This is a genomic window from Massilia sp. 01N410, from assembly GCF_056399665.1.
This window is the reverse complement of record NZ_JBFTRV010000007.1, coordinates 163,862-175,325: the sequence shown is the minus strand read 5'-3', so window position 1 is coordinate 175,325 and position 11,464 is coordinate 163,862. Positions and strand designations below refer to the sequence as shown.

Annotated in this window: 7 protein-coding genes; 2 read left to right on the top strand and 5 right to left on the bottom strand. The window is 68.9% G+C overall.

Features of this window, described 5'->3' with window-relative positions; all coding sequences use genetic code 11:
* Positions 1-72: 72 nt before the first annotated feature.
* Both AC1DOP_RS12050 and AC1DOP_RS12045 read right to left on the bottom strand, forming a co-directional pair.
* Positions 73-2,883: a bifunctional diguanylate cyclase/phosphodiesterase gene (locus tag AC1DOP_RS12050; protein ID WP_477251348.1), complete on the bottom strand. Its 2,811-nt coding sequence runs from the start codon at positions 2,881-2,883 to the stop codon at positions 73-75.
* Positions 2,884-2,941: 58 nt separating this feature from the next.
* A complete protein-coding gene (locus AC1DOP_RS12045; RefSeq protein WP_477251346.1) occupies positions 2,942-4,273 on the bottom strand; it encodes a chloride channel protein in 1,332 nt (443 codons plus the stop codon).
* Positions 4,274-4,353: 80 nt separating this feature from the next.
* Between AC1DOP_RS12045 and AC1DOP_RS12040 the strand changes: the two genes are divergently transcribed.
* Complete coding sequence (locus AC1DOP_RS12040) at positions 4,354-4,860, top strand: MarR family winged helix-turn-helix transcriptional regulator (RefSeq protein WP_477251344.1); 507 nt, start codon at positions 4,354-4,356, stop codon at positions 4,858-4,860.
* A 7-nt stretch (positions 4,861-4,867) separates the two neighbouring features.
* On the opposite strand, the gene AC1DOP_RS12035 is transcribed toward AC1DOP_RS12040, so the two are convergent.
* From AC1DOP_RS12035 to AC1DOP_RS12025, 3 genes are all read right to left on the bottom strand, one after another.
* On the bottom strand, positions 4,868-6,001 hold the full coding sequence (locus tag AC1DOP_RS12035; protein ID WP_477251342.1) for a YbdK family carboxylate-amine ligase: 1,134 nt from the start codon (positions 5,999-6,001) through the stop codon (positions 4,868-4,870).
* Complete coding sequence (locus tag AC1DOP_RS12030) at positions 6,002-7,183, bottom strand: cation:proton antiporter (protein WP_477251340.1); 1,182 nt, start codon at positions 7,181-7,183, stop codon at positions 6,002-6,004.
* 213 nt (positions 7,184-7,396) lie between these two features.
* Positions 7,397-8,812, bottom strand: coding sequence for a metallophosphoesterase (locus AC1DOP_RS12025; RefSeq protein WP_477251338.1), 1,416 nt, complete (start codon positions 8,810-8,812; stop codon positions 7,397-7,399).
* A 187-nt stretch (positions 8,813-8,999) separates the two neighbouring features.
* On the opposite strand from AC1DOP_RS12025, the gene AC1DOP_RS12020 reads away from it, so the two are divergent.
* Positions 9,000-11,447 (top strand): TonB-dependent receptor plug domain-containing protein, encoded by a 2,448-nt coding sequence (locus tag AC1DOP_RS12020; protein ID WP_477251336.1) that lies wholly within the window; start codon positions 9,000-9,002, stop codon positions 11,445-11,447.
* Positions 11,448-11,464 lie beyond the last annotated feature (17 nt).

Genomic DNA, 11,464 nt, shown 5'->3' with positions numbered 1-11,464 from the left:
CTTCTCTGATGACCGCCGCAAGTATAGCCGAGGGCGGGCTTGACGACGGTGCGGCATGCCGCATAGCGGACGCTAGGCCGTGGCGTCGTGCGGCTCGACGCGCCGTCCCGTCTTCAACATGGCCTCGACGTCCTCGCCCGACGCGGCGCGTGCATACACATGGCCCTGCACCTCGTCGCAGCCGCGCCGCTTCAGGTAATCGAGCTGGGCCTCGGTCTCGACCCCTTCGGCGATCACCCGCATGCGCAGCCCGCGCGCCAGCTCGATGATGATGGCCACCATGGCGGCGTCGTCCTCGCTGCTGGTGATGTCGCGCACGAAGGAACGGTCGATCTTCAGCACGTCCACCGGAAAGCGGCGCAGGTAGGACAGGCTGGAATAGCCGGTGCCGAAGTCGTCGATGGAGAGCTTGACGCCCATGGCCTTGATCTCGCCCATGGTGCGGATCGCGCCCTCGACGTCCTCCATCACCAGGCTCTCGGTGAGCTCGATTTCCAGGCAGTGCGGCGACAGGCCGGTCTCCTCCAGCACCCGGGCGATGTCGCACACCAGGCCGGGCTGGGCGAACTGCCGCGCCGACAGGTTGACGGCGATGCGCAGCGGGCCGTAGCCGGCGTGCTGCCATGCGCGGCTCTGGCGGCATGCGGTGCGCAGCACCCAGGCGCCGATCGGCACGATCAGGCCGGTCTCCTCGGCCAGGTGGATGAAACGGTCGGGCCTCACCATGCCCAGGCTCGGGTGGCGCCAGCGGATCAGGGCCTCCAGCCCGACCACCCAGCCGGTTTCGAGGTCGACCTGGGGCTGGTAGTAGAGCTCGAACTCGCCCTGCTGCAGGGCCCTGCGGAGGGCGCCTTCCAGGGCCATGCGCTCGCGGGCGCGCGCATTCATGGCCGGGGTATAGAACTGCACCGCGTTGCGGCCGAGGTCCTTGGCGCGGTACATCGCCACCTCGGCATGCTGGACCAGGGTGGGGGCGTCGTGGCCGTCGGCCGGCCAGGCCGCCAGCCCGGCACTGCCGGTCATCACCAGCTCCTGGCCGTGCAGGCGCAACGGTTCGGCCAGCGCCTCCAGCACCGCGTGCATGGTGGCCTCGGCCTCGCTCTCGTCGGCGCGGCCGGGCAGCACCAGCACGAACTCGTCGCCGCCGGTGCGCGCCACCGTGTCGGCGCGCCCGACCGCCTTCTGCAGGCGCGCCGCGGCCACTTTCAGCATCTCGTCGCCGGCGCCGTGGCCGAGGGTGTCGTTGACGTACTTGAAGTGGTCGAGGTCGAGCGCCGCAACCCACACGGCGGCGTCGCTCCCGGCGAGCGCGATCGCCGCTTCGATGCGGTCCTGCAGCAGCACCCGGTTGGCCAGGCCGGTCAGGGTGTCGTAGCGCGCCTTCACCTCCAGCTCGGCCTCGTAGCGCTTGGCCGTGCTGACGTCGTACTGGGTGATGACGAAGTGGCCAGGCTCGGCGCCGCCCTCCCAAACCGGCGCGATATACACGTCGGCATATAGTTCGCGCCCGTCCTTGCAGCGCAGGCGCATGGTGGCGTGGGCTTCGCGGCGCTCGCGCATCGCGTTCAGCAGCTCGGCCACCGCGCCCTGGTCCGGTTCGGCCTCGGCGGCGTCGAACAGGCGCTGCCCGACCGCTTCGGCAGCGCTGAAGCCGCGCATGCGGGTGAAGGCGGGGTTCACGTATTCGATGCGGTAATCCGGCGGCGCCGCGTTCACCAGGATGATGGCATTGGCGCTGGCTTCGATCGCGCGCAGGTAGAGGTGCATCTGGCCGAGAGCGTTTTGGAGATCGGCCGTGCGGCTCACAACCAGCGCTTCGACGCGGCCGGCGCGGCGGAATCGGCCGCGCACCCAGGACGCCAGCGCGGCGCTCAGCAAGGTGCCCAGCAAGAGCACCGTCAGCGGCGCAGCGCCGCCGAGCATCTCGGTCGAGCGCCCGGACAGGCGCAGTTCCCAGCGCTGGCCGGCCAGCTCGAACGGATGGCGCACCGTAAAGATTTCCTCACCCAGCCAGCCGTGCCAGGCCGGTACCGCGCGCCGTTCCAGCCGGTCCCAGCGAAAGGCGGTGCGCATGCCGCGCATCCCCATGCCGTCCAGCTCGACCGCCATGCCGGCGCGGCCCAGCAGGTTGGCGTTCGACAAGGCCCTGCCGACCAGGGCGGCGACGTCGACGATCACCGCGGTATCGCCGATGACGCTGGCGCGGCGCCCGCCTATGCTCGGCGGCATCACGCCGCCGCGGTAGACCGGCATCACCAGCGCCGCCCCCAGTCGGGCGCGGTCGCGCAGCAGCGGCACCAGGACACTGGCGGTCGGCTGGCCGCTGTCGACGGCGTCGTCGAAGGCGCGGGCGCGCGGCGCGGTCGACAGGCTGTCGTAGCCGAGCGCGTCTTCGTAGCGGTTGAGCGGTTCGACGTACTCGGCCACCAGGTAACGTGAACGCACACCGGCCGCGCTCAGGCCGGCCGGACCGCGCTCGAGGATGCGGAAGCCGGGCTGGCGCCGGCCCAGCTCGGCTTCGTACTGCGCCCGCTGGCCATCGTTGACAAGGCGGTGGAAGGCCACTGCGTCCAGGTAGGGGTGGCTGCGCAGCAACGGACGGATGAAGGCGCCGAACTGGTCGCTGCCGACCGCACCGATCGATTCGAACAGGGCATTGCTGGCCTGCAACACGACCAGCACGTCGCCGAAGCTGTCGGCGACGGCGGCGTAATGGGTTTCGGCGCGCTGCAGGAACTCGGCATGGGCGCGCTCGCGCTCGGCCTCATGCAGTCCGGCGGCGAGGGCAACAGCAATCGCCACGCCGCCCAGCAAGGTCAGGACGGCGGCGATATCGGGTGGCCGCAAGCGGACGCGGCCGATGCGCGCGATCCATGACGACATGGTTCATGGTAGCAGGGATGGTGTCGCGCACATGCCGGATTGCGCCGGCGGGGCGAGCCTAGTGGTGTTCCAGGCTGCGTGGCTGTTCGCCCGGCGCCAGGGGAATCCGCGCCAGCTGGAACCCGGCCAGGGTCGCGTACAGCGGCGGGCTGATCGTGCGCGCCACCACGAAGGACACCAGGGCGCAGGCCATCAGGCTGAGCACCATCGCATGACCGTCGACCATCTCCATCACGATGATGAAGGCGGTCAGCGGCGCCTGGGTGGCGGCGGACAGGAAGCCGACCATGCCGAGCGCGATCAGGGCCGGGGCCTGGGTACCGTACAGCAGCAGGGCGACATCGTTGCCGATCGCCGCGCCGATCGCCAGCGAGGGCGCGAAGATACCCGCCGGCACGCCCGACCAGCTCGTGATCCAGGTCGCCAGGAACTTGAACAGGGCGTAGGCCACCGGCATCGCCCCGCTTCCCTCGACCATGGTGCGGGTCGAGCCGTAGCCGGATCCGAAGGCGGCGCCGGCGGTGACGACACCGATGATCGCCACCGCCAGCCCGCAGCCGGCGGCGAACAGGACCGGACGGCGCGCCCGCTGGCGGCTGAACCAGTCCGGCGACTGCCCGGACAGCGAAGCGATCATCAGGCGCGAGAACAGGCCGCCGGCAATGCCGGCCAGCACCGCCAGCAGCAGGCCGGGCAACAGCAGCCCGAGGCCGGGGGCGGCGGCGTGGATCACGCCGAAATAGGCGCCGTTGCCGTGGGCCGACACCGCCACCAGGCCGGCCAGCACGATCGCCGCGATGATCAGGCCGCTGCTGCGGCGTTCCGGCGCCCGCGCCAGCTCCTCGATCGCGAACATCACGCCGCCCAGCGGCGTATTGAAGGCGGCCGCGATGCCGGCCGCGCCGCCGGCCACCAAGAGGCCGTGGATGCCGACCGGCGCTGCCGAGCCCATCAGGCGGCGCGCCTGCAGCATGATGCCGGCGGCGATCTGCACCGAGGGACCTTCGCGGCCCAGCGACAGCCCGCCCAGCAGGCCGGCCGAGGTCAGCAGGATCTTCGCCACGCTCAGGCGCAGCGACACGAACAGGCCGCGCTCGCCCTCGCCGACTTCCTTTTCCAGGGTTACCATGACTTGCGGGATGCCGGAACCGGCCGCACCCGGTGCGAAGCGGCGCGTGAGCCACACCACGGCGGCGGCGCAGGCCGGCGCGGCCAGCAGCGGCGACCACCAGGCCAGCGCCCGCATGGCGCCGAAATAATGGCTGGCGGTTTCGGCGAGCCAGGTGAAGCCGACCACGGTCAGGCCGGCGGCCACGGCGGCCGCGACCACCACGGTGCGCGCCCACCACAGGCGCCAGTCGGCAAGCTCCTGGCGCAACGCCTCGCGCATGCTGCGTGGCGGCCTCATCGGGTTGTGGCGCCGCGATACGGCGCTGGCTCTGCTTGTGAATTTTCCGTTATCATTCGTCCATGTCCTCTTCTTCAACTTCGGCCAATCCGGCCGACCCCAACGATCCCGCACCCGCGACCCGCGTGCTGCGGCAGTTCCGCGTCGTCTTCAACTCGGTCAAAACCCACTTCCGACAGGTCGAGCGCGAAGCCGGCGTCGGCGGCGCCCAGCTGTGGGCGCTGTCCGTCATCCAGCGCCGCCCCGGCATCGGCGTGACCGAGCTGTCCCGCGAGCTCGACATCCACCAGTCCACCGCCAGCAACCTGATCAAGAGCCTGACCGAGCGCGGCCTGGTCACGGCGGCGCGCGAAGGCATGGACCGCCGCAGCGTGGCCCTGCGCATCGCGCAGGACGGCGAGACGGTGCTGAACAGCGCGCCCCTGCCCTTCGCCGGCGTGCTGCCCGATGCCCTGTCCAGCCTCGACCCGGCCACCCTCGACCGCCTGGAAGCCGACCTCGGCAAGCTGATCGCCATGCTCGCGGCCGACGAAGCCAGCGCCAAGGTCCCGCTGTCCCAGCAGCTTTGACGCCGCATCAGACCAGCGCCGGCTCCGGCTGGCGGAAGCGCTCCAGCGCGGCGTCGACCACGGCTTCGCGGCTGCCGCCTTCGCGCCAGGCCCGGCGCAGGTAGTCGGCGTCGCTGCCCATCTCGATGTCGCGGCGCAGCTGGGCCAGCGCGGCGGTCGAGCCGAGGGCCTCGAAATCCGGCTCCAGGCGCTTCAGGGTCGCCAGGATGTCGTCGCGCAGCACCATCTGTTCGTGGCGCTGCGGGTGCACCAGGGTGCCGTCGAGGCCGAAACGGCAGGCCTGGAAGCGGTTGTAGTTGTAGACCAGGTAGTCGTCCTCGCGCGGCGCCGGTTCGTTGCCGGCCAGGAGGTAGCGGCACAGCGCCTGCAGGTAGCAGGCCAGCGCGGCGGCGCGCTCGACCGACAGCGGCGTATCGCAGACGCGCAGCTCGATGGTGCCGTACTCGGGCTTGGGCCGCAGGTCCCAATAGAAATCCTTCATGCTCTTCACGATGCCGGTGCCGGCCATGCGCTCGAAATAGTCCTCGGCGAAGGCGTTCCAGCTCAGCAGGAACGGCGCCCTGCCCGACAGCGGGAAGGCGAACACCGAGTTCAGGCGGGCCGACTGGAAGCTGGTATCGGAGCCCTGCAGGAAAGGCGATGAGCCGGACAGCGCAATGAAGTGCGGCACATAGCGGTTCAGCGCGTGCAGCAGGTACATGGCTTCGTCGCCGGAGCGGCAGCCGATGTGCACGTGCTGGCCGAACACCGTGAACTGCTTGGCCAGGTAGCCATAGAGCTGGGACACTTCCTGGAAGCGCGGCTTGGAGAAGATGCGCCGGTCGGACCATTGTTGGAAGGCATGGGTGCCGCCGCCGCAGACGCCGACGTTGAGGCGGTCGCCCGCCGCCAGCAGGGTGTCGCGGATCTCGCGCAGCTGGGCCACCAGGCCCTCGTGGCCGCTGTGTACGCTGCTGTTAATCTCGATCATGCTCTGCGTGATCTCGGGCGTGACATTGCCCGGAAAAGGCGCGCGCGCCAGCAGGTCCAGCATGTCCGGCGAGGCCGGCACCAGGTCGAAGTCGGACAGGCTGACCAGCTGGAGCTCGAGCTCCACGCCCATGGTCAGGGATTCCGAGGTGGCGAAGGGTCCCAAGGTCATTCAAACCTCCTTGTGTTGATGGGCTTCGTCGGCCCAGACCAGCGCGCGCTGGGTGATGATGGGACCGACCACCTGGAGCACCAGGGCCATCGCGGTCAGCGGCGCCAGGCTGTAGTTGAACTCGACGCCGAGGCGCCGGGTCTGCTCGATCATCAGCACGGTGAACACCGCCACCGGCGCCAGCGCCAGGCCGGACAGCGCACCCTTGCGAACCGAAATCCCGGACGGACGGGCCAGCGCGGCGCACACCCCCACCTTGACCACCATCCGCACCAGCACCACCAGCAGGCCGAGCACCATGCCCTCCCTGGCATTCTGCCAGGTCAGGGTCGACGCCGCGAACACGAACAGCAGCACGGACAGGATGTCGCCGAGGGCGCCGAAGTTGCGCTGGGTGACGCCGAGGGCGCTGCGGCGGTGGCGGGCGGCGAGGCCGAAGCACAGCGCCGCCAGCACCGGCGACAGTTTCAGCACGTGGGTGGCGGCCACCACCAGCAGCACCGCCAGCGCGAAGGTGAGCGTGGCATCCTTGCCGCCGACGCTCCTCAGCCACAGCGGCACCAGGGTGCCGGCGATGGCGCCCAGCAGGCCGGACACCGCCAGCACCAGCAGGCTGGAGCCGGCCGCATGCAGCAGGTCGCCCGAAGTCTGGAACACCTTGACGCCGACGATCAGGTTGAACACGAACACGGCGGCCACGCAGTTCAGGGCCGCCAGGTGCATCGCGCGTTCGCTCACCTGGCCGCCGGCGCCCTGCTCGTTCAGCACCCGCAGCAGGCCAGCCGGCGAGGTCGCCATCGCCAGCGCGCCCAGCAGGCCGCAGCTGATCGGCGGCGCGCCGAACCAGGTCGAGGCCAGGTAGACGGCGATGAAGGTCAGGCCGGATTCGAGCAGCGAGGTCGCCAGGATCCAGGGATTGGCGCGCAGCCAGCGCAGGTTGATGCGGTAGCCGAGCTCGAACAGCACCAGGCCGAAGGCCAGGCTGGCGAACAGCAGATAGGGAGAATGGTCGATCGGACCTTGTACTTCGAGCGCCAGGTTACCGGCAAGGAAACCGGCCAGGCCGTAGATGCTGATGCGGGGGATGCCGGTCCAGCGGTGCGCCAGTTCGCCCGCCATCCAGGACACCACCAGGGCCAGGGGCCAGGCCAGCTGGGCGGCGGCGGAAATCAACTCGTTCATATACCCTCCTCCGTCGGTACGGTGGAGCGGGCAACCAGGGAAAAAAAGCTCCCGGACCAGCCGGGAGCTGAAGAGATACAAAGTATCCTCATCGCTGATCACGAAGACGGGCCGGCTCAGCGCCGACCGCCCCGCTCACACTCCAATTGTGACATAAATTATGTGTTGCAGGCAATCACATTTGAGCAAATACATCTTGCATTACAGAAAAGCTCAGTGTTGTACCATGCGCGGCACCTGCGGCAGCGCACAGTGCGAACGGCGTCCCTCGACGCTGCAGGTATTCCGTTCCTTGCCGTCGCGGTCGTGGATCACCACCGACCAGCGCGCCGGGCCCGTCCTTTCCATGGTCATGAAGCCGAAGCCGTCGATCCAGGAACTCATGGACTCGACGATGGCCCCCGGCGCCGGGGTGGTGCCCGGCGCGACCCTGACCGGCAGCGGCACGATGTCCTCGGCGGTGCCGGCGAAGCCGCTGACGAACTGGGTTGGATGATCGGACGAGAAGCTGACCTGCTCCCACAGGTGGACGTGGCCCGACAGCAGGACGTCGACATTGGCCGGCAAGAGCCGCGGCTGGACGGCGCCGAAGGCCTGGATCAGGCCGGCGTCGCCGCCGAACAGGCTGATCGCGCCGGTCTTCTTGTCCTCGGTGGCGCCGAAGCCGTACAGCGGGTGGTGGTCGACCGCGATGGTGTGGCGGGCTTTCGACGACAGCGCCTCGATCTTGCGGTAGGTGTCGGAATATTTCTCGATCCGGACGTCGCCGGGCTTGAAGCCTTTATAGCTCGTATTCGCGCTGTCGAACACCAGCAGCTGGGCGTCGCCGCCGAGCGGCACGGTGTAGGGGTCGGTATAGTCGCCGGTCTCGTCCCTGGCCGGGTCGTCGCAGCTCGATTCCGGGCGCAGTGGGCGCGGATCGAGGAAGCGCCACCAGCCCTGGCCGCCACGCGCACAGTTCTCGTGGTTGCCGCGCGCGACCACCCAGGGCGCCGCCTTCAGCAGGGTCGTCGCCGGGGCGAAGAAGTCGGCCTTCCACGCATCCCAGCCATAGCCGAAGGGACTGCCGGCGCAGCCCGGGCGGTCGGCCGGACAAGGATCTTCGCGGTAATGAAAATCGCCGACGTGGATCACCAGGTCCGGCTTCCAGGCGGCCGCGCTGGCGGCGACCCTGGCGAAGGGGAAGGCTTCCGGATCGTTACAGTCCTGGAACTCCTTGCCCTTCAGGCGGCAGCCGGTGTCGCCGATCACCACGATGCGTTTCGGTTCAGGCACCGGCAGCGGCAGCGCGCGGCCGGCCACCAGCACGCTGCGTGCACCCGCCGGCAGCGGCGTTTCGCAGCTCTGCACCGGCGACGACACGGCCACAGGGCGATCCTTCGCCTCGCCGGCCTGGGGCCGCGGCGGAACCGGCGACAGGGGCGAGCGCACCGCCATCGGTGCGGATTTGCCGTCGATCTCGATGGCCGGGCAGCTGGCCGCCGTGGTGATGGCGCGGGCCGTCGCCATGCCCTCGTCGCCGAGGATCACGAAGGCGGATTCCACTCGTTCGCCGGCCGGCTGCATGCCGGCGCAACCGGCCAGTATGGCCGCACTCAGGGCAGCCAGGGGAAAGCGTTGAAATGACATGGGCGTTCGGTAAACGGAAAATTGACAATTTACCACACCCACCATGCATAAGATTTCCTAATGCAACCTGGCGCTTATCCCATCTGAGTATAAGCATAATCCGAAACGTTATTGGTCAGCCAATTTTCAGCCTGTTAAGCTCCCCACCCTCCCAGCCTTTGTGCTGTGCAACATTAATGAGAAGAACATGAGCGTCAAATATTCCCGTTCGAACCCCGCGCGCGCCCTGCTCGCCCTGGGCCTGATCGCCTCCGCCCTGCCCGCCGCCCGCGCCCAGGACGGCGCCGCCGCCAATACCGGCAACACCGCCGCCGATGCCGGCGGCCAGATGCAATCGGTGGTCGTCACCGGCACCCGCTCGCTGAACCGCCGCACGCTCGAGACCGAATCGCCGGTCGACGTCATCGGCAGCAAGGAACTCTTGAGCACCGGCTCGAGCGAGCTGGCCACCGTGCTGTCGCGCCTGCTGCCGTCGATGAACTTCCCCCACCCGACCGGCGCCGACGCCAGCGACGCCGTGCGCCCGGCCCAGCTGCGCGGCCTGTCACCGGACCAGACCCTGGTGCTGGTGAACGGCAAGCGCCGGCATACCTCGGCCGTTGTGAACGTCAACGGCACCCTGGGCCGCGGCTCGGCCCCGGTCGACCTGAACGCCATCCCGCTGGCCGCGATCGACCACATCGAAGTGCTGCGCGACGGCGCCGCCGCGCAATACGGCTCGGACGCCATCGCCGGCGTCGTCAACATCATCCTCAAGAAGGGCGCCGACGGCGGCGATGCCGAGATCCAGTACGGCGAATACGACAAGGGCGACGGCGAACAGACCACGGTGCGCGGCTCGACCGGCTTCAGGCTGGGCGACAAAGGCTGGGTGCGCGTAGCCCTGGAAGCCGCCAACCGCAACCCGACCAACCGCGCTTTCGCCGACCCGCGCCCCGAGGCCGGTCCGCGCCAGGGCACCATCACCCAGCGCTACGGCGATCCGGACAGCCGTCCGCGCACCCTGTTCGTCAACAGCCAGTACGCCATCAACGACGACATCGACTGGTACGCCTTCGCCAACTACGGCGAGCGCAAGACCTCGTCGGCCGCCACCTGGCGCACCGCCTACACCACGCCGTTCAACGCCGCCAGACCGGTGCAGCGTTCGGCGCTCTACCCGGAAGGCTTCCTGCCGCTGGAAGACAGCAAGTCGACCGACTCCTCGGTCGTGACCGGCCTGCGCGGCGAGCTGGCAGGCTGGCGCTGGGATGCGAGCCTGAACTACGGCCGCAACCGCTTCAGCCTGGACGTCGACAACACCACCAACCTGAGCGCCGGCTTCCCGAATCCCTCGCAGACCAGCTTCTACGCCGGCAAACTGAGCTCGACCCAGGAACTGTTCAACCTGGACGTCGCGCGCGACATTCCGGTATCAATGATGACCGGTCCGCTGACCGTGGCGCTGGGCCTTGAAGCCCGCCACGAATCGTATGAGATCGGCGCCGGCGAGCCGAATTCCTACTTCGGCGGCGGCGCCCAGGGCTTCTCCGGTTTCCGCCCCGAGAACGCCGGCAAGAACAGCCGCAACAACCAGTCGCTCTACCTGAACCTGGAAGGCGACATCACCAAGAAGCTGTCCGGCTCCCTGGCCGTACGCCACGAGCGCTACAGCGACTTCGGCAACACGACCTCGGGCAAGGCCTCGGCGCGTTACGCCTTCACGCCGGCATTCGCGCTGCGCGGCACGGTGTCGAACGGCTTCCGCGCACCCTCGCTGGCCCAGGAGTACTACACCATCACGACCACCAACTTCCTGGTGATCAACGGCCAGAACACGCCGATCGAAACCGGCACCTTCCCGGTCAACAGCGCCGCCGCCCAGGCCCTCGGCGCCCAGCCGCTGAAGCCCGAGCGCGCCCGCAACCTGAGCTTCGGCGCCCAGTGGCAGCCGATTCGCAACTGGACCACCACCGTCGACCTCTACCGCATCGACATCGACGACCGCATCATCTTCTCGTCGAACCTGCAGCTTTCCAGCGCCGCGGCCGCCGGCCTCAACACGGCGCTGCAGAACCGCGGCATCTTCGTCGGCGCGGCGCGCTATTTCACCAACGCCGTCGACACCCGCACCAAGGGCGTGGACCTGGTCAGCACCTACCGCATGAACCTGGCCCAGGGCGCGCGCGCCGACTTCACCCTGGCCTACAACCACAACGACAACGAAGTCCGCCACGTGGCCGCCACCCCGGCCGTGCTGGCCAACGCCAACCTGGTGCTGGCCGACCGCCAGACCGTGAATCGTCTCACGGTGGGTTCGCCGAAGGACAAGCTGACCCTGGCGGGCGATTACACCCGCGGCCAATGGAGCGGCCACGCCAACGTGACGCGTTACGGAAAATTCACCGTCCCGCAGAACAATGTGGCGCTGGACCAGACCTACGATCCGCAATGGGTGCTGGACGTCTCGGCTTCCGTGCGCGTGGCCAGCAACTGGCGCGTGACTCTGGGCATCGACAACCTGACCAACCGCTATCCGGCGCAAGTGACGGCTAGCGGCAACCTGAACGTGAACGGCACCCAGCCCTACAGCGTGTGGGCGCCGAACGGTTTCAATGGCCGCTTCTTCTACGGCAAGGTGGGATATACCTGGTAAGGTTTGCTGGTTTCAGC